13 protein-coding genes and 1 pseudogene are annotated in these 18,108 nt (G+C 58.5%); 7 read left to right on the top strand and 7 right to left on the bottom strand.

The annotated features are described in order from the left end of the window. Positions 1 to 223 precede the first annotated feature (223 nt). Positions 224 to 2,089: a hypothetical protein gene (locus LJD29_RS04855; protein ID WP_446744628.1), complete on the top strand. Its 1,866-nt coding sequence runs from the start codon at positions 224 to 226 to the stop codon at positions 2,087 to 2,089. A 306-nt stretch (positions 2,090 to 2,395) separates the two neighbouring features. Here LJD29_RS04855 and LJD29_RS04850 read toward each other — a convergent pair whose 3' ends face one another. From LJD29_RS04850 to LJD29_RS04835, 4 genes are all read right to left on the bottom strand, one after another. Continuing rightward, positions 2,396 to 4,456: an ATP-dependent nuclease gene (locus LJD29_RS04850; RefSeq protein ID WP_446744627.1), complete on the bottom strand. Its 2,061-nt coding sequence runs from the start codon at positions 4,454 to 4,456 to the stop codon at positions 2,396 to 2,398. 261 nt (positions 4,457 to 4,717) lie between these two features. Further along, a complete protein-coding gene (gene dusB, locus LJD29_RS04845) occupies positions 4,718 to 5,878 on the bottom strand; it encodes a tRNA dihydrouridine synthase DusB (RefSeq protein WP_446744626.1) in 1,161 nt (386 codons plus the stop codon). Between the two features lie 63 nt (positions 5,879 to 5,941). Then, positions 5,942 to 6,163 carry a 50S ribosomal protein L31 gene (gene rpmE / locus LJD29_RS04840; protein ID WP_446744625.1) on the bottom strand — a complete coding sequence of 74 codons (222 nt, stop codon included), beginning with the start codon at positions 6,161 to 6,163 and terminating at the stop codon, positions 5,942 to 5,944. An 81-nt stretch (positions 6,164 to 6,244) separates the two neighbouring features. Further along, the gene (locus LJD29_RS04835; protein WP_446744624.1) at positions 6,245 to 7,270 is read right to left on the bottom strand and encodes a hypothetical protein; all 1,026 of its coding nucleotides are present in this window, start codon (positions 7,268 to 7,270) and stop codon (positions 6,245 to 6,247) included. Positions 7,271 to 7,440: 170 nt separating this feature from the next. Between LJD29_RS04835 and LJD29_RS04830 the strand changes: the two genes are divergently transcribed. Continuing rightward, complete coding sequence (locus LJD29_RS04830) at positions 7,441 to 8,508, top strand: alpha/beta hydrolase (RefSeq protein WP_446744623.1); 1,068 nt, start codon at positions 7,441 to 7,443, stop codon at positions 8,506 to 8,508. Positions 8,509 to 8,563: 55 nt separating this feature from the next. Then, entirely contained in the window at positions 8,564 to 9,316 is a 753-nt protein-coding gene (locus tag LJD29_RS04825) for an ATP-binding protein (RefSeq protein ID WP_446744622.1), read from the top strand. Positions 9,317 to 9,440: 124 nt separating this feature from the next. Here LJD29_RS04825 and LJD29_RS21805 read toward each other — a convergent pair. Both LJD29_RS21805 and LJD29_RS04810 read right to left on the bottom strand, forming a co-directional pair. Further along, positions 9,441 to 10,358: pseudogene (locus LJD29_RS21805) on the bottom strand (DMT family transporter). Between the two features lie 65 nt (positions 10,359 to 10,423). Continuing rightward, the gene (locus LJD29_RS04810) at positions 10,424 to 12,487 is read right to left on the bottom strand and encodes a M13 family metallopeptidase (RefSeq protein WP_446744621.1); all 2,064 of its coding nucleotides are present in this window, start codon (positions 12,485 to 12,487) and stop codon (positions 10,424 to 10,426) included. A 127-nt stretch (positions 12,488 to 12,614) separates the two neighbouring features. On the opposite strand from LJD29_RS04810, the gene LJD29_RS04805 reads away from it, so the two are divergent. From LJD29_RS04805 to dnaJ, 4 genes are all read left to right on the top strand, one after another. Further along, positions 12,615 to 13,937, top strand: coding sequence for a hypothetical protein (locus LJD29_RS04805; RefSeq protein ID WP_446744620.1), 1,323 nt, complete (start codon positions 12,615 to 12,617; stop codon positions 13,935 to 13,937). A gap of 163 nt (positions 13,938 to 14,100) precedes the next feature. Next, a complete protein-coding gene (gene hrcA / locus LJD29_RS04800; RefSeq protein WP_446744619.1) occupies positions 14,101 to 15,165 on the top strand; it encodes a heat-inducible transcriptional repressor HrcA in 1,065 nt (354 codons plus the stop codon). Positions 15,166 to 15,240: 75 nt separating this feature from the next. Continuing rightward, the gene (locus LJD29_RS04795) at positions 15,241 to 15,825 is read left to right on the top strand and encodes a nucleotide exchange factor GrpE (RefSeq protein WP_446744618.1); all 585 of its coding nucleotides are present in this window, start codon (positions 15,241 to 15,243) and stop codon (positions 15,823 to 15,825) included. Further along, the gene (dnaJ, locus tag LJD29_RS04790) at positions 15,822 to 16,955 is read left to right on the top strand and encodes a molecular chaperone DnaJ (RefSeq protein WP_446744617.1); all 1,134 of its coding nucleotides are present in this window, start codon (positions 15,822 to 15,824) and stop codon (positions 16,953 to 16,955) included. Before LJD29_RS04795 ends, dnaJ begins: the two co-directional genes overlap by 4 nt. Before the next feature lie 74 nt (positions 16,956 to 17,029). Here the strand turns inward: dnaJ and LJD29_RS04785 are convergent, their stop codons facing one another. Beyond that, positions 17,030 to 17,770, bottom strand: a complete 741-nt coding sequence (locus LJD29_RS04785) for a 16S rRNA (uracil(1498)-N(3))-methyltransferase (RefSeq protein ID WP_446744616.1) — start codon at positions 17,768 to 17,770, stop codon at positions 17,030 to 17,032. Positions 17,771 to 18,108 lie beyond the last annotated feature (338 nt).

Below are 18,108 nucleotides of genomic sequence, written 5' to 3'. Positions count from 1 at the left end.
CCAACTTTTGCCCCAATCGCCGGGTGCCATTCATGACGCCGCTTCATCGCGGCATGAGTGGGATGGCTAACCAACGTGGTTGGAATCGGCGCGCTTGTTGCGAGTCAAAAATTCATGGGTTTGAAATGTCCGGGAAGCAAACCCCTACGCTACTTTTGCACTCTCACTCCTGCGAAGTAGAAACATTCTTGTACCAATCAATCAAAAATAAGAGGTTTTCCCATTGCGAACACTGCTCGCGTTCGTTTCGGCTATGGGTCTGATTTCGTTCCCGCTACTTTCGCAAACACAATCGACGCCTGCTCAGACATCCGCCCAGACGCCTGCTCCGGCATCGCCTCCCGTAACCATGCCGGCTCCGCAAAAGGCGTCCGATCCCGGGTTGCAGACGGTTGCCGAGCAGGGAGGCTTCGTTGACGCCTACGTAGGCTATTGCATGGGAGCCAATTCTCTCGGCGCGTCGGGCTACACCGTGCAGATGCAGGGTTGGGAGCAGCGCAACCACTGGGAGGACGCGAAGACCAGGATCGCGAACGATCCTGCCCTGCAGCATGCCTTCCAGAATGCGAAGCTCGCCGAGCAGATGGAACTGAACAGGCATCGCTTCAAGAGCACGCTGTCCTGCACGATGCTGGCGCGCACATTGCGCAATCCGGCACACGATCCATCGGCTACACAAAAGGCTGCAAATGCTCCTGACCTGATGGGAATGGATCAGGGGGCAAACGGCGGCGGTGAAGGGCGTGCGAAGAAGGCCGATGCCGCTCCATCGATGCTGCCTGAGCCTGTGCACACCCAACCCTCTCCAGCCGCGACAGCCACCGCCTCCACGGCTACGGCTGCAGCCGGTACGACCGCGAGCTCGGGAACAGCAGCGGAGACCGCGCATGCGCTCGGAGTTGCGCAGCCGGTATCGGGGGCTGGCGCGATCACCGTGGGCGCAATGACGGTGACGCCTCCGCCGGGATGGACGGTGCAGAAAAATACTCCCGAGGCGGCAATCCTCAAGACGCAGACGCAACACACAGCGGCGGTGATTTTGCTCACGACCGTGCCTCTGAGCGGCAGCCCCGAGCAAGCACTTTACAGCGGCGTGCGCGCCAACTTCCCGGGCACCGGATTGACCTTCAAATATCCGCATTCGGGCACGACAGGCGGGGGCAGCCCTGCAATATATGTGCTGGACTCGGGAGTGGTGAACCGGCAGCGTGAAGACATTGCCGCCGTGGGGTACGCCATAGGCGGGAAGTTGCAGATGGCGCTTTTAATCAGCGGGGACTGGGGCGGAGAGAATATCAAGTTTCGCAACCAGTTGGACGACATGATGTCCGCCGCGGTACTGCACGGGGACGGAAGCGGAACATGGGATCCGCTGCATCCGGAGAAGATGGCGGGCGGCCGGTCCGGCCTGTTTTTTGGCTCGGCCCTGCAGAACCAGCTCAATCCGCTCGGCGGCATGGATCTGGTGGCACGCCGTGAATACGTAGTTCTGCTGCCGACCGGGCAGGCGTACTTTGGTCTGCCTGAGGGCGGACATGTGCTCGATCTGAACTTCGCCGAGGCCTGCCACCAGGCTCCGAAGAAATGCGGCACGTACAAGCTGGAAGGTGGCACGCTCACCTTCACGGAACGCGATGCGTACGGACTGGTGACGCACACGAGTTCGCCCTTCACCGCTGGTGAGCCCGGACACTCGATCATCGCCAGCTATCACAGCACCAGGGCCTTTGAAGTGCTTCCGGTGCACGGCAAGACGCTGGCCGGCAAGTACACGAGCACCTTCGCGCAGACGGGCAACATCGGCGGATCGCACAGCGTGGTGGCGCAGACATTCATCTCCTTCACCCCAAATGGCAGCTATCAGAAATCCGGATTCTCATCGGCGAGCTTCCAAACCGGATCTGCGGGAGCGACGACGATGAGCAATCGAGGACTGGGTAGCGGTCAGTACAAGTTCGACGGATACACACTGACGCTGACTCCGTCGAGCGGTGAGCCGGAACTGTACACGGCGGTCTTTGAGAATCAAGACCCGGACCCCAAGGCGGTATTCATCAACGATAAGGCGTTTCTGAAGGACGGACGCTAGCCGGGCCCTTCCCGCTTGCGAAGAAGATGAGGTAAGCGCAGATCATCCCGGGTGCCCCATTCATGACGCAGCTACATCGCGGCATGAGTGGGATGGCACAGGTTCCACTAGACGCGTTTGTAAGGACTAGAGCATCGGTGCGGAACCCTCATGATAAATGAGCGCGTTGGCCTGTTATCGACAGTTGACTTCTGACGTGACCGCCCGTCAGAAGCCATAAGGCGACCTCACGGAAACGGCCTGGATACCGACAATTTTCATAACTTTATGAACAGTGTTGAGGGGCATGCCCAGCCCCGGCAAACTTTATGCGCCGAGGAGGTCCTGCAATGTTCCGCGCAAGAGTTTCCAGCTCTCGGTACCTCCATTGTCGGCATCTCTGTTGCCTGCAAGCAGGCGCTTCTTCAGGCCAAGCCAATCTACTCCGAAATCTCCGGCATAGCGGTTTAGGTCTTTGAAGAACTGTTTGCCATTGCATTTCTGCTTCCAGGAGCTGTCCCACTCCTGCTCCCGCTCCTGAAGCCGGGACGCGCAACGCTGCACGAATTCAGCCGTCCAATCCGCTTCGGACAACGGTGCCAGTTGTGTCTTCAATGTCTCAATCTTCTTAAAGATGTTGTTCGCGGAGCTAGGGAAGTCGTGAGCCTTATCGTTGCCTCTTAGGCGAATATCGCCAAACCCGTACTCCTTATACACCTCATCGACGATTATGGAGTGAAGTTGCTTCTTTGCTATTTGGGCAAACTGCTTTGTTGCCTCCCCAAGGCTCGCTGGCCAAGTCTTAGGCTTGCAATCTAGCCTTACAATGTCGTACAGAACCTCTGGTTCAAGCAGGTAGTTTTCCAAGCAATAGCGCTCCCACTGCTTGACTTTTACCTTGGGTGTATCGGTCAGCCCTGCTGGGCGGTTGTCAAAATCGAACAAGAAGTAGGATATGTTTTCCTTTTGGCCCATCCTGTCTGCTTGCTGCAGTTTCAGTATTAACTTTTCAACCTCCCCCCTGCCCATGAGTTCTCTAAACTTTACCCGGGCGAGAGCGCTTCTGAAGGCGAATTCCAATAGCTCCACGTCGTCTGGCCCCTCAACAAAGACCGTGGCTTCGTAAAGGAGTTCCTCAATCTCCGAGGTCCCCAATAGTTTCAGCGCCTCGACTGCCTCGGGCTGGTCGTGCCGCCTGATGGGAGAAATAGGTGAGCCCCGCCTTATATGAAAAACCTTACAATCCGCTCTTCGAAGAGCAGCGCTCATCACTCCTGGAGAGTGCGTGCAGATAATGGCTTGGATGCTCTTTGGTAGCAGATACTTGTCTAGAAGGAAATCGAGCAGATCCTTGTGCACCGCAGGGTTCAAGTGCAATTCTAGTTCGTCAATGAGGACAAAGCCGTCAACTGCGATCGCCTTGGACATGATTAGGAGGGTGAGGATTAAGCCCTTCTCCCCGCTGCTCATGGAATCGATGTCAAATATTTTGTCAGAGGAAATATCGCGAATTAGGATCGACGCTTGGCCGAACCTGTTTACGGTGAACTTCTCAATGCTCTTTTCCCTCAATAGAGTCTCAAATATCTCCTTGAATGTTTCCTTCTGTTTCAGGGCGCTCTCATCGCTCTCGACCATTGAGGAGAAAATGACGTTCTTGAATCGTTGATACTTTAATGACGGATTGGAGTTATGAGATTCAAGTTGCTGCTGTGCGTCGGCAGCGCCGAGTTGAATTGGCGTCTCGCCGACGGGCATTGCTCTATCTGCAGTGAAATAGCTAAACAGCGTTTGATTTGGTGCCAACGAGTTTTCCATGACCGCGAACAGGGCCTGCGATATTCCGTCTTCCCCCCGGAACCCCATCTTTGGATCGCCGGTCAAGAACATCCTGCACTCTTTCTCTCTGGCGAACCTCGCGATAGCCTCTTGGATAAAGGGCGCAGCCGCCTGCATTGCTGCTTGTCCGGACGGAGAAGACAGAAACTGAACAAGCGTCAGAGGGCCATTATCCATTCCGATCCCGTGCTGCGCCGCGACGACTTGCTGTGCGAGCTTCTCGACGTATTCTGGCAGTCGACCAATCTCGGTAGCAGAGAGCTCAAACGTACAATTCACTGTCACCGGCTTGTCACTGTCGCGCGCGATGGCCCCGTAGTTTATCTGCTGAGGCAGGTTCGGGGACATAACTCCGAGATTAATCAGAATCTGACGGGCCTCGTTTTGTGTCCTCGGAGCCAAGATTCCTTTGGCCATCCTGATCGCCTCTAAGACGGTCGTCTTGCCAACCGCGTTCGGCCCGACCAAGAGATTCGCTCCGTCTACGAGATCGACGGTCAATTCAGCGATTGCGCGAAAGTTGCGGATTTCCAATTTTTTGAGATGCATTTGGCTCAATTCTCCGGATTGCCATAAATCTTACATTCCTTTGGCCCCGAACCAGGCGCAGCTTTCGAAGTGAAGAATCCCGTCAAACGCGCTTCCCGCCACTGATCCGTCTGGGTTTACGCCAAATCGCCAGTGCACTCATCGTGCCCGGGTTAGTAACGATAAGTTGACTTATCGCCAGTAATCTTGTTCGGGAGATCGTCGTCAACTTTTGCCTCAATCGCTTGAGGCAAGTTTCTTGGAGACTTTGGAAAGAGTGCCTTAATCGCAGACGGTCGTTGTGACCAGCTCTGCGGCGTCGACTACTTCGACGGGTTCGTCTGCATCGGGGCGGGGTGTTGCGAAGAACTCTTCGACGGCTTCGAGGACGGCGTCGCCTTTCTTGGCCGCGAAGATGGATTTGCGCAGACGGGCGCCTCCGGGTACTCCGTGGGTGAACCAGGAGGCGAACTGCTTCATCTTGCCCTGTGATTCCGGGAAGTCGGCCTCTAGCAGCATCTGGAAGTAGGTCTTGATCATCCGGTAGCGGTCGAGGTCGGTCGGTTCGTCGTAGCGTCCGAGCGCGGTGTACTGGGCGATCTGGCGGAAGAGCCACGGATTCTGCGGCGCGGCGCGGCCGATCATGACGGCGTCGCAGTTGGTCTGGGCTACCATGGCGGCGGCGTCTTCGGGCGTGCGGATGTCTCCGTTACCGATGACCGGGATGGTGACGGCGTCCTTCACGGCGGCGATCCACTCCCAGCGTGCCTGGCCGGTGTAGCCCTGCTCGCGGGTGCGGGCGTGGAGCGCGACGGCGTTCAGTCCGCTCTCCTGCGCCATGCGTGCCAGCTCGACGCAGATGATCTGCGAGTCGTTCCAGCCCATGCGGAACTTGACCGTAAAGGGAATGGTGACGGCGGCGCGAACGGCTTCGAAGATCTTCGCAATGGCGGGCAGGTCACGTAGCAGGCCGCTGCCTCCGTTGCAGGAGGTAACGCGCTTCGAGGGGCAGCCGAGGTTCAGGTCGACCATGTCGAAGCCGGTTTCTTCGACGATGCGGGCGGCATCGGCGAGCGTGTCCGGATTCGAGCCGAAGAGCTGCGCCGAGATCGGGTGCTCGTCCTCGTAGAAGGTCAGGTAGCGCTTGCGCTTCGATTCGCGCATGCGCGACAGGCCGTCGGCCGAGGTGAACTCGGTCATGATGAGTCCGCAGCCGGACTGCTGGTTCGTGACCTCGGTATCGACCGAAGCATCAGAGGTCGCGTCCGCGGAAAAGACGCTGGCATTACGAATGAAGCGGCGGAAGACCGTATCCGTCACACCGGCCATGGGGGCGAGCACCGTTGCCGGAGCCACCGCTACGTTGCCGATGATGAAGGATGCAGGCACACGGGTGCTCTCGGGCATCGTGTGCTCGTTCGGGTTGTCCCAATGCTTCTTCATGCGTAACACCAAGCAAAAGCCCCCGCGATTGCGGAGGCCTTTGTCGATCCTGCTGGCAGACCCTTACTTGGCTGCGGCTTCCGTCTTGGCGTACTTGCGGCGGAAACGCTCAACGCGGCCGGCCGTGTCGATCAGCTTCTGCTTGCCGGTGAAGTACGGGTGGCATGCGGAGCAGATTTCCACGTGAATGTCGCCCTTGTGGGTCGAGCGGGTGGCGAAAACGCTGCCACAGGCGCATGCGACCTTGATTTCGTTATAAGAGGGATGAATACCTGTCTTAGGCATAGCGTGTCTATTACCTTTCCTACAATTCTCCTATTTTAGGTCGTTTTTGGCCTGCTTGGCAAGCCCTTGCTGCGGGATAGGTTACTGGGCGACGACGGCAATGCCGGATGCGAGGGAGCCACCGGCTCCAGTGGCGGCCGGAACGGGTGTTCCGTTCTTCCAGTATCCCGCAGCCGTTTCGAGAGAACCGGAAACGTAGACATCCGTGCCGGAGACCAGAACCTGCGTCGCGTCGACTCCTTCCGAATCGCTATCGAGCGGAGTGGCAGTTCCGTTCTTCCAGTATCCGGCGATTGTGGGGGCGCCGCCGGTTGACGGGCCGCCGTTGCCGGCGATGTATACATCCGATCCAGAAACGACTATGGAGGTGGCGTTGGTATTTACCGCGTCGGTGAGCACCGTCAGGGTTCCGTTTTTCCAGGTAGCTGCCTGGCTGCAGACGGCTCCCGCGCTGACGCAGGTATAACCAGCGACATAGATGTCGGATCCTGAGACATAAATGGACGAGGCAGAGGATTGCGCGCCCGCTCCGAGGTCCATCTCGGTGCCGTTCTTCCAGTATTTGGCAACGGGTATTCCGCTGGAATCAGCCGCACTGTCTTCATAGCCGGCGGCATAAACATCGGTTCCCGAGATGAAGATGGATTCGGCTGCGGCGGGCTTCGTACCATCCGTCAACTTCACAGCAGTTCCATTTTTCCAGTATTCGGCGGTATTTCCGTCGCTGCCGGCAACATAGACATCCGTGCCTGCGATCGCGACGGAAGCCGCGCTGCTGCTGTCTGTGCTTAAGGCAGTTGCTGTGCCGTTCGTCCAGAGGGTAGCGATGTTATTGGTGCCGTCGCTCACAGTTCCCGCTACGTAAATATTGCTGGTATCGACAGCAATCGAAGTTGCGTCGGATCCGTGCCCCTTGTCAGGCAGAGTGACGGCTGTCCCGTCCTTCCAGTAGACGGCTGAGCTGCTTCCCGACGAGCTGAGTTGGCTGCCGGAGAGGTAAACGGTGGCTCCAGTCATAGCGGGGAAGTTACTGGAGACGCCGCAACCTGCCACAAGGGAGAAACCCAGCGACGAACACGCGAGCACCGGAAACCAGCTTCGTTTCATAAAGGTAAGCTCCGGATTCCTAACCGGAATCCTGATGGTCACATGACGGAGGTTTTCGATCCTGAACCTGGGTCAACTTCCTGCGAAGAACTCGACAACCTGGTTTTCACTGTGTTTAAGTGGCAGGCACAAACATTTCAGGCTGTCGTAAGCTGCTGGGAGAAATAGAGATGCTCCGCAATTGCTCTTTGTTCGTAATGCTGCTCCTGTGCGGCCTGGCGATGGCTCAGACCGCCGATCAGGCCGTTAGGCAGTCCGGTCCGCAGACCGACACCAGCTTTATCGACGCGGAAGGCACGGCTCATATCACCCGTGTGATTCCTGTTCCAGCGACTGTCAGTCCTGAAGCGCAGAAGATGCTGGCAAAGCCGATGTCGGACGCGGCGCGTCCGCAGACACTTGAGGTACGCCGGTCTACTACTGATACCTGGCAGGCGCGGGCGGGCGCGGAGGCGAAAGCGTTGTATCCGGTCGATGTTACGGAGAGCACGATGGCCGGGGTGCCGGTGCGTGTCATCACGCCGCTCTCCGTTCCTGCGGAGAAGCAGCAGATGGTGCTGATCAATATCCATGGTGGCGGCTTCAACTCCGATTCGGGGTCGCTGACCGAGAGTATCCCGGTGGCGCATCTCGCCCAGGTGAAAGTCGTGGCTGTCCTCTATCGATTGGCTCCCGAGCACCCTTACCCTGCAGGTCGCGATGATGTGATTGCCGTTTACAAAGAGCTGCTTAAGACCTATCGCCCGAAGAATATCGGCATTTTCGGAACCTCTGCCGGGGCGATCCTCACCGGCGAAGTTGCGGTTCGTCTCAAGCAGCTGGGCATGCCTCAGCCCTCGGCTCTGGGCATCTTCTCCGGCATGGGCGATTTCAGCCGTGGCGGAGACTCGCAGGCGATGTATGCGTTGAATGGGCTTTCCGGGCACCTCGATCCGCCGAATGCGAAGGTCCACAATAGCGATTACGTCGGCACGACCGACGTGAAGGATCCAGCGCTGTCGCCGGTCTTTTCCGATCTCTCGGGGTTGCCTCCTACGCTATTCGTTACCAGCGGGCGGGACATTCTGCTCAGTGGCACGAGCATTCTGCAGCGAAAATTCATGGCGGCGGGGGTGCCGACCCAGCAGGTTGTTTTCGAGGCTCTGCCGCATGCCTTCTGGAATGACATGAGCCTGCCGGAATCGCGGGAAATGCACGAGATCTCGGCACGTTTTTTCGTGGAACATTTAGGGAAATAGTTTTGCTCAGGCGGTCGGAATATACACAGGCTCTTGCCTGCAATATTCTTGATACATGACACAGCCGTGCCCGAAATGCGATGGAATGGGGATGCTCGTCGTCCGCAAACCGGACGGGCGTTCCGCGGCTGAGCCCTGCGAGTGCCGTCATGAAGTTCGCGTGAGCTCAAAGCTTAAGAGGGCACGGATTCCTGACCGCTACGAACATTGTTTTTTTGAGACATATTCGACGGATTCGCGCTCGGACCGTTCCCTGGTCGCGGCGCGATTGATGGCCCAGCAATTTGTGGACGGTTATCCGGTCACGACCGAAGGTAAAGGGTTGCTTCTAACCGGCTCGATCGGCGTAGGCAAAACGCATCTCGCTGTTGGCATTCTTCGATCGCTGATTATGGAGAAGGGTGTTCGCGGACTCTTCTGCGACTACCGCGAGCTGCTTAAGGAAATTCAGCACTCCTACAATCCGCAGGTCGCGACGACGGAACTGGAGATCCTGCGCCCTGTCTTTGATGCCGAGGTGCTGGTGCTCGACGAACTCGGTGCATCGAAGCCGACCGAGTGGGTGTGGGATACGGTCGCGCATATTCTCAATACCCGCTACAACGACCGGCGCACGACCATCATCACGACGAACTATGCCGATCTGCCTCCGGGGGGAGACGGCAATCCTTCGCGCGCCATGCGTGAAGAGAGTCTTGGTGACCGCATTGGTGAACGCATGCGCTCGCGCCTGGCGGAGATGTGCGTGTCGATCGAGATGCGTGGAACCGACTGGCGGCAGACGGTGAAGCGTGCGCGCTTCGGATGAACAGAGGCAGGCGCTCAGAGCTTAGAGCGCACTTAAGCAGACCCACTTTGGGCGGGTCTGCTTTCATTTGCGGCCTTCGGTATGACAACGCATAGGGCACGAATGAAACAGAGGCAGACGCGGTCTACTCCAAAATCACTTCAGCCTCGGCCTTGCCTGTCGTTGTCAGCACGATTGCTGCTGCAATGATCAGCGCGCCGCCGATCCAAGCGCTCGTCCCGAGGCGGTCGCCGAGCAGTGTGACTCCGAGGATCGACCCGAGTGCCGGTTCGATGTTCAGGAAGACGCCAGCGCGCGATGCGGGCACGTGATGGATGCCCCAGTTCCAGAGGAATGTCGCAGCGGTTGTGCAGAGCAGGCCGCTGGCGATGAGTGCCATCCACACTCGTGGGGGGATCGCATGTACGGGCGGCGGACCGTCCGCGATCCAGACCCAGAGCATCAGCATGAGGGAACCGCTGAGCACTCCGTATGCGGTGATCACAATAGGCGGATGCGACCGCATGAGCCGCTGGTTCAGCAGTATCCACCCGAGCGCGATCACCAGCGACAGAACCACGAAGAGATCGCCCGCGAGCGTTGGGCCGGAAGTTGTGCCGCTATGCGTGCGGCCGCTTAGGGTAATGAGGACTACGCCGGTGGTCGATCCGGAGAGCGCGAGCCAGCCTTTCCAATCGAGGCGCTCATGCGTGAAGAGGGTTGCGCCGATGGCGAGGATCACTGGCATCGTGCCAACCATCAGTGCGGCGTGGCTCACCGTGGTAAGCGAAAGTCCATAGAACTGAAGCAGAAACTGAAGGGGAATGCCGAGCAGCGAAGCGGTCAGCAGCATCGCCCATTCGCGTCACGTGAGTTTTGCAAAGCGCAACATGGGCAGCATCCCGATGGACGCGAAGACGAAGCGATAGAAGACCATGTGTCCCACGCCCATGGCGGTGAGTGCGATCTTCGCAAAATAAAAGCCTGTTCCCCAAAGCGTTCCGGCGAGCGCGCAGGCGCCGTATCCGAGCACGGTGGAGGAGCGGGTGCGATTTGCAGTCATCTTGATCTTCAGGAAACCAGGGTGCCCACCCATGACGTTTTACGGTCATGGGTGGCTTTGTCGTTCTACCAGACGGTGCAGCGCTGCGCCGGAGCCATCGGCTGGCCGGTCTTGCAGGCAAATGCCTTCTGGAATTCAGGCAGGTTGACGATAACTCCGTTCACGCGGAACTCTTCCGGCGAGTGCGGATCGGTCTCAACGCGGGCGCGAAGGTTCTCGGGCCGGTTGTTCTGGCACCATCCCTGTCCGTAGGCGACGAAGAACTGCTGCTCGGGTGTGAGATGGCCGTACTCGGCTGAGCCGGGCTTGCTCAGGTCGACGCCTGCCTGCCGTGCGCGATCAAGGTAGGCGAGGAAGGCGAGCTTGAGGCCGCCAAGATCGGCGATGTTTTCGCCGAGCGTCAGCTTTCCGTTAACGTGCAGGTTGTCGACGGCAACGAAGTGATCGAACTCCTTCACTACGCAGCTGCTGCGCTCAGTGAACTGCTTCGCATCTTCATCGGTCCACCATGAGACGAGGTTGCCCCTGGCGTCGAACTGTCGCCCTTCATCATCGAAGCCGTGCGTCAGCTCGTGACCGATGACACCGCCTGCATCGCCGTAGTTGACGGCATCATCCTGCGTGGCGTCGAAGTAGGGCGGTTGCAGGATTCCGGCAGGGAAGTTGATGTCGTTCATCTGCGGGTTGTAATAGGCGTTGACGGTGGGCGGGCTCATCAGCCACTCGCCGCGATCGACCGGCTTGCCGATCTTTGCGATCTGGCGCTTTTCTTCAAAGGCAACCGCGCGATGCGAGTTGCCGAGGGCATCGCCGCGGACGATCTCAAGTGAAGAGTAGTCGCGCCAGTGGTCGGGATAGCCGATCTTGTTGGCGACTCCGTGCAGCTTCTCCTTTGCTTTCACCTTGGTTGCCGGACTCATCCACGTCAGCGCGTCGATATTGCGATCCATCGCCGCTTCGATGTCGTGGGTCAGGGCGAGGGTGCGCGCCTTGTCCTGTGGGCTGAAGCGTTCGCTTACGTAGACCTCTCCAAGCGCTTCGCCCAGAACGGAATCGACCGCTTCGGTGCAGCGCTTCCAGCGCGGCTGCTGTTCCGGCTGGCCGTAGAAGATGGTGCCGTAGAAAGCGAAGTTTTCCTGGTCGAGCTGGTGCGGCAACGAGGTGGAGGAAGTCTTGCGGATGATATTCCAGCGCAGCAGCGTCTGGAGGTCGGCAAGGCTGGCGGTATTCAGCAGCTTGTCCAGGCCGGTGAAGTAGGCGGGCACGGTGACATTGAGATAAGTGACAGGGGGCGTGTCGACACCTTTCAGAAACTCAGCGTATGCAAAGGTGGAGTTTGCCCGGGTGAAGTCCTGCAAAGGAGTCTTGTGATATACGGCGGAGGGATCGCGGCGTTCTTCATTGCTGAGTGAGATCGCGGCCAGAGCGGTTTCTATGCGCAGAACGGTCGCCGCATCTTTGGCAGCCTGATCTGCAGGTTCGCCGACCAGCGTAAACATCTTTTCGATGTGATCCTGGTATTGCTGGCGCAGCTTGACCGATTTTTCATCGGTACGCGAGTAGTAGCCCTTTTCAGGTAAGCCAAGGTCGAGCTGGTCGAACTCTCCGATCTCCTGTGTAGCGTCTTTCGCATCCTGATCGGAGCTGAAGCTGAAGAAGCTGTTTACGCCGAGGCGATCGAGACGTGCCGCGACCTGGGGCAGCTCCGACTTTTCGTGGATCGTTGAGACGATGCTCAGCGTTTTCAGCAGCGGCGCGAGTCCGGCCTTGTCGATCGCGGCGGAGTCCATGCAGGTGGCGTAGTAATCGCCCGTCTTCTGCTGGTTCGGTGTGCGGTTGGGGCTCTCGACCGCGGCTTTTTCGAGAATGGACTTGAGGATTAGTTCGTTCTGGTCGCTTAGCTGAGTGCCGCGTCCATAGGAGGATTCGTCATTCGGAATCGGATCCTGCTTTGCCCAGCCCCCGCAGGCGTACTGGTAGAAGTTGTCGCAGGGATTCGTCGCGGTATCCATCAGCGTGGGGTCGAATGCTTTCATCGGCCTGGGAGCGGCTGTGCTTTGCGCGTGGCATGCGGCGGCGAGAAAGATAGCAGCGCAGGCGGCCCGTAGTGTTGTTTTCAGAAGATCCATATTGAGCCTCTTGAAGCGGCAGAAACTGAGTTTCTCAATCATAAGTGGAATCGGCGGCTGGAGCTGCGTCTAACCTTCTGCGGATCCGGCGCGTTTGCGCTGGGAGCGCTTCCCGAGGACAATGTTCGTGATGAATCTGCTGGCAAGGTGCGGGCGCGGCTGCGTTGTGTTGGGTCTGGTGGTGGCCTCGTTGCCGCTGCACGCTGATTCGAAGCACAAAACAGAAAAGGCTGAGCCCGAAAAGCCGCCCGTGGCCAGGATCGCCGTCGAGCCGCTCGGGTTTTTCCCGCCGAGCCGCGCGCTGCTGAGCTACCGGTTGTCGATGGCGACACTCAACTTTATCGACGAAGACAAGCTGCTCTTTACCTTCCGCGAGCATGCGCTTCTGAAGCGCATTCCAGGAGACAACGATGACGATCCCGACCAGTCGATCAAGGCCGTTGTCCTCGACATCGCGACGGGAAAGGTGCTCAACGAAACACAGTGGCGCATGCACGACCGGCAGCACTATCTGTGGTCCCTGCGCGGCGGCAAGTTCATGGTTCGGCAGCGCAACTCGCTTTACCTGACCGATGAAAAGCTGGAGCTGCGGCCATACCTGGATTTCCAGTCTCCCTTGCGCGCGGTGGAGGTCTCTCCGAATCGCATGCTGATGGTGATCGAGACAGAGAAGCGCGTTCCTGCTGCGCAGCAGAGCGGCGACGGAGCTACGCATAAAGCTCCGAGCCTTTTGAGCGACGATGGAAGCGCGTCTCCGCCGGAGGTGAAGCGCATACAGGTGATGCTGCTCCACCCGGGCGAGAATCGAGCCATTGGCGGCTCGGAATCCCGGCAGGTGCTCGAGTTGCCGATGGTTGATAACGGCATTCTCAGCCTGATCTCCGGAAATGGGCCGGACCGGTGGATGATACGCAGGTTTCCGCTGCCCGAGTCGGTGGACAAGCCGCTCGAGGGCGATGCTGGCAATCCGCAAACGATGGTTGAGTTTCGCTCGACCTGCCAGCCGGATGTGAACAGTCTCAGTGGCGAGGTGGTGATGACCGTGGGGTGTGCGCCGGGTTTCGGCGACGATCATGCCGTGACGGCGTACACCACGAGTGGAACGCAGCTCTGGCAGGATCGCTGGCTCGAGCGTTACATCTGGCCGACCTTCGACTATGCAGAGAATGGAACGCGTTTCGTCTACAGCTCGCTTGAGATGAATCGCAAGGTCGGCTCCATGGATAGTTTCGGGCAGGAGGATGTTGCCGCCCAGGTCGTCGGAGTGTTCAATACCGGGACCGGTAAGCTCGAAATGGTTCGGGACGCCTCGCCGGTGATGAGCGCCGGACAGAACTATGCGATATCGGCCGATGGCCGCCGCTTCGCGATTCTGCGCGAGGGCACGATTGAAATCTACGACCTGCCTGGAGCCAGCCTGCCTCCATCTGTGCCGATTTCCCGCAAGTGAATCTGCCTGGCGGCAGGCTTCATGACAGAATAGTGCCGCTTCCGTTCTGGTTGACCCTGTGAAATCGCCCTCCTACAATGAATAAGGAGCAATTTACCCATCCAGCGATGCGGAGCTCTGTGCAAGCTGGGCAGAGTTTGGCGGGACTGTCTTTGCGGGGTCCATGGAAACCGATCTGCGAATCAGCCCACGTGAGCGGCTGGTATTGACGAGCATTATCGAGAATTACATCTCGACCGGCGAGCCGGTGGCTTCGCAGGCGCTCGCACGCCAGTTCGGCAACAAGAATGGCATGAGCGCGGCGACCATCCGCAACATCATGGCCGCCCTGGGTGAGGCTGGCCTGCTCGATCAACCGCATTCTTCGTCGGGTAGAGTTCCCACGGCCCAGGCCTTTCGGCTTTATGTCGGCCAGCTTTCCGGCAATACCCGCGGAGCCTTGCTGGCGCCGGAACGGCGTGAGCAGATCGACGAGATCTTTGCCGGTATCGGTTCGAATCAGCAATTTCTTGAGCGAACATCGCATGTCCTGGCGCTGATATCGAGCGGCGTCGGTGTGGCGCTGGCGCACATCCGCGAAACGCAGGCTCTGGAACATATTCATTTCTCACGGCTCACGCCAAATCGAGTACTTGCCGTGGTGGTCACGACCTCCGGCGTTGTACAGGATCGCGTGCTGGTGATCGATAAACCGCTTTCGCCGGGTGAGCTCGAGGCAGCGGCGCGGTTTCTGAACGAGAATTTTCGCGGCTGGTCCATCGACCGCATTCGCACGGAACTGGGGCGGCGGCTTGAAGCCGAACGCAGCGAGTACGATCGCCTGATGCACTCTGTCGAAGAGTTATATCGTAAGGGCGCGCTGGCCGGCCCTGCGGTTCAGGGCCCAACGATTTACGTCGAGGGTGTGGCCAACCTGCTGGCATCCGAGATCGACCGCGAGCGCCTGCTGGTCATGCTGGCGGCTCTCGAAGCCAAGCAGCGGCTGATGGACCTGCTGGTCGCGTATGTCGATGCCCGCCAGCAGAATGTACGGGTAGTGGTTGGGTTGGAAGAGGCGATACCCGGCATGGAGAACCTGGTGCTGATCGGCGCTCCGGCGCGGCTCGGCTCGGAAAACCATGGCACAGTTGCCGTAATCGGCTCAACCCGCATGCAATACCAGGAGACGATGAACGCAGTCTCCTATATTTCCAAGCTTTCCGAAAAGATATTCCAGCTTCCTCAATAGCGTCTTTTTGCCGGCCGGTGCATCGAAAGCATACTGCCGGTTACGCGCTAGACTGGGGAAGCAACGAGGTACCCCATGAGCAGAAAGATTTTTGTCGACGAAAAGAAGAACGAAGAGCAGGTGGCAGCGGAAGTGATCGCTGAAGACGATGCAACAGTTTCGGAGACCGGAACCGTGCCGGAGACGCCAGGCGTTTCGTTCGAAGAGTTTGACCGCCTGAAGGCCGAGCGCGATACATTGCTCGACCGGCTGGCACGCTTGCAGGCGGAGTTCGAGAACGCCCGCAAGCGCGAGGCCCGGGAACGTGCCGAGTTCCGCGACTACGCAGTTTCGGGAGCCGTGGAGCAGTTTCTGCCGGTGCTCGATAACTTCCAGCTGGCTCTGAAGTCTACCGGTTCGATCGAACAACTGCGTACCGGCGTTGAGTTGATCGTGAAGCAGATGGAAGAAGCGCTGAAGTCGTTGAACGTCCAGACGGTTGAAACGGTCGGCGCAGAATTCGATCCGCGCGTGCATGAGGCGCTCGAGATGGTCGAGAAGCCGGACATGCCGGATAACCAGGTATTTGACGAGATTCGTCGCGGCTACCGCATCAAGGAGCGTCTGCTTCGTCCTGCGTTGGTTCGCGTAGCCAGCAATCCGCAACAGAAGGAAGCATGAGTCGAACCTCTAACGTGACTAAAGTTGACTACTACGAAGTACTTGGCGTAACCCGCACTGCTTCTGACCAGGAGCTGAAGACTGCCTATCGCAGGCTGGCGATGCAGTACCATCCCGATCGCAATCCGGGCAATGCCGAGGCCGAGGATAAGTTCAAGCAGTGCAGCGAGGCGTACCAGGTTCTCACCGACCCGGATAAGCGTGCTGCCTACGACCGCTATGGTCATGCGGGAGTTGCCGGCGCTGGTTCGGCAGGCGGTGGCAATCCGTTCGTCGACTTCCAGGATCTCGGCGACATCTTCGGCGATCTCTTCGGCTTCAATGTTGGTGGTGGCGGCCGCAAGGCATCGCGTGTGCAGAAGGGACGCGACATCCGCTTCGACCAGACGATCGGTTTTGAAGATGCGGTCTTCGGTAAGGAGATCGATGTCAGGATTCGCCGCATGGAAGCCTGCCTGGATTGCCGTGGCTCGGGCTCCTCGAATGGACGCGGACCGTCGACCTGCCCGCAGTGCCAGGGGCATGGACAGGTTCGCTACCAGCAGGGGTTCTTCTCCGTGGCTCGCACCTGCGGAACCTGCGGTGGAACAGGCACCGTCATCTCCGACCCATGCACGACCTGTCGCGGCGATGGCCGCACGGAACGTGAGCACTCGATCCATGTGCAGATACCGGCGGGTGTCGAGGAAGGCACGCGCATCCGTTACCAGGGTGAGGGTGATGCCGGACGCTTCGGCGGACCCTCGGGCGATCTGTACATTGTGCTGTCGGTAAAGGCGCACCAGTTCTTCGAGCGCGACGGTAACGATCTGCATTGCGTGATGCCGATCTCATTCCCACAGGCGGCGCTTGGCGCCGAGATCGAGATTCCAACACTCGAAGGGCAGACGATGCTCAAGATTGCGGAAGGCACGCCGAGCGGCAAGGAGTTCCGCCTGCGCGGCAAAGGTGTTCCGTATCTCAATGAGCGCGGACGCGGCGACCTGGTGGTTCAGGTTGCCATCCAGACACCGAAGAAGCTCTCGAAGGTGCAGAAAGAGCTTTTGCGTCAGCTGGATGAGACGCTGGTAACGGAGAACACTCCCACCTCGCGCAGTCTCTTTGAAAAAGTGAAAGAGATGTTCACCTAGACTTGGATTGATTCAAGAGATGGCAATGAAGATCAGGGCGATGCCAGCGGCGTCGCCCTGATCTTTTGTCTGACTTATTCAAGCAGTGATGCGACAACCGATGACGCCGTGATCGCTGCCGTCTCGGCTCGCAGAATTCTCGGCCCCAGGCTCACTGCTTTCCAGCCTTCACTGTCGAAGAGTGCTTCTTCTTCCGCGGTCCATCCGCCTTCCGGTCCAACCGCCAGCCAGAGCGATGGCAGTTCTGCAGTGAGATCTGGCTGAGCGAGGGATTCCTCCACTGCATGACGCAATGTCGTAGTTCTCTCCTGTTCGGCCAGAAGCAGGCGAGTCGCGTCGGAAGCGCCGGTTCGAGCCGCCGCCTTCATAGGCACAGGGTCATCGATGAGCGGTACATCAGAGCGGCGAGATTGTTGCGCGGCCTCACGAGCGATGCGCCGCCAGCGTTCGACCCGATTTGCCGCCGCCTGCGCGAGGTGTTTCTCAGTACGGCGTGCAATTGCGGGAACGATGCGCTCGACGCCGATCTCTGTCACTTTTTCGATAGCCCACTCCATGCGATCGAACTTGAAGACGGAAAGCAGCAGCGTAATGGGAAGGGCAGGGTCGGACTTCACTTCCGCAACCAGGTTGAAGCGAACCGCGTCGCCGGTGATGCCGGCGATGACTGCATGCCACACGCGCGAGCCGGCGACCACGTCGAACTCCATGCCTGCCTCGGCGCGCAGGACGCGGATGAGGTGAGTTGCCTGTTCGCCGGTAAGTGATGCGGTAGCTTCGTCCCAGCTGTCAGCGATCCAGCGTCTACGTGTCATGTAGATATTGTCGCGCAGAAACACGAAGGGGAACGCTGAATGCGTTCCCCTTCTGTGTTGCCTTGTTGCAGTTGCCTTGCTACTTCTTGGCCGCCTTCTTCACAGCCTTCTTAGCCGCCGGCTTCTTTGCTGCTTTCTTGGTTGCCATGGTTACTATTCTCCCTTTTCGATGTGACATCGAACCTGCAGCACACACGCTGCAGTTACCGAATGTATAGAAGGCTGAAAAAAGAGTGTCAAGAAAAAAATGGTATTTTTCACCTTGAGATTTTCTTTATGCATCGCAACCGTTACTCGAATGCTTCGATGTGCGCCTCGAAGCATGACGTCTTTCACCG

It is taken from the genome of Silvibacterium acidisoli, from assembly GCA_022870745.1.
Taxonomy (GTDB): domain Bacteria; phylum Acidobacteriota; class Terriglobia; order Terriglobales; family Acidobacteriaceae; genus Silvibacterium.
The sequence above is the reverse complement of the archived record's forward strand: the minus strand, read 5'-3'. Positions and strand labels throughout refer to the sequence as shown.

What these genes read in the sequence shown, in the direction of transcription:
- rpmE (WP_446744625.1), bottom strand. Translation starts at nt 6,163, where the DNA reads ATGCCTAAGACAGGTATTCATCCCTCTTATAACGAAATCAAGGTCGCA.
- LJD29_RS04795 (WP_446744618.1), top strand. Translation starts at nt 15,241, where the DNA reads ATGAGCAGAAAGATTTTTGTCGACGAAAAGAAGAACGAAGAGCAGGTG.
- LJD29_RS04785 (WP_446744616.1), bottom strand. Translation starts at nt 17,770, where the DNA reads ATGACACGTAGACGCTGGATCGCTGACAGCTGGGACGAAGCTACCGCA.
- hrcA (WP_446744619.1), top strand. Translation starts at nt 14,101, where the DNA reads ATGGAAACCGATCTGCGAATCAGCCCACGTGAGCGGCTGGTATTGACG.
- LJD29_RS04835 (WP_446744624.1), bottom strand. Translation starts at nt 7,270, where the DNA reads ATGAAACGAAGCTGGTTTCCGGTGCTCGCGTGTTCGTCGCTGGGTTTC.
- LJD29_RS04850 (WP_446744627.1), bottom strand. Translation starts at nt 4,456, where the DNA reads ATGCATCTCAAAAAATTGGAAATCCGCAACTTTCGCGCAATCGCTGAA.
- dnaJ (WP_446744617.1), top strand. Translation starts at nt 15,822, where the DNA reads ATGAGTCGAACCTCTAACGTGACTAAAGTTGACTACTACGAAGTACTT.
- LJD29_RS04830 (WP_446744623.1), top strand. Translation starts at nt 7,441, where the DNA reads ATGCTCCGCAATTGCTCTTTGTTCGTAATGCTGCTCCTGTGCGGCCTG.
- LJD29_RS04825 (WP_446744622.1), top strand. Translation starts at nt 8,564, where the DNA reads ATGACACAGCCGTGCCCGAAATGCGATGGAATGGGGATGCTCGTCGTC.
- LJD29_RS04810 (WP_446744621.1), bottom strand. Translation starts at nt 12,487, where the DNA reads ATGGATCTTCTGAAAACAACACTACGGGCCGCCTGCGCTGCTATCTTT.
- dusB (WP_446744626.1), bottom strand. Translation starts at nt 5,878, where the DNA reads ATGAAGAAGCATTGGGACAACCCGAACGAGCACACGATGCCCGAGAGC.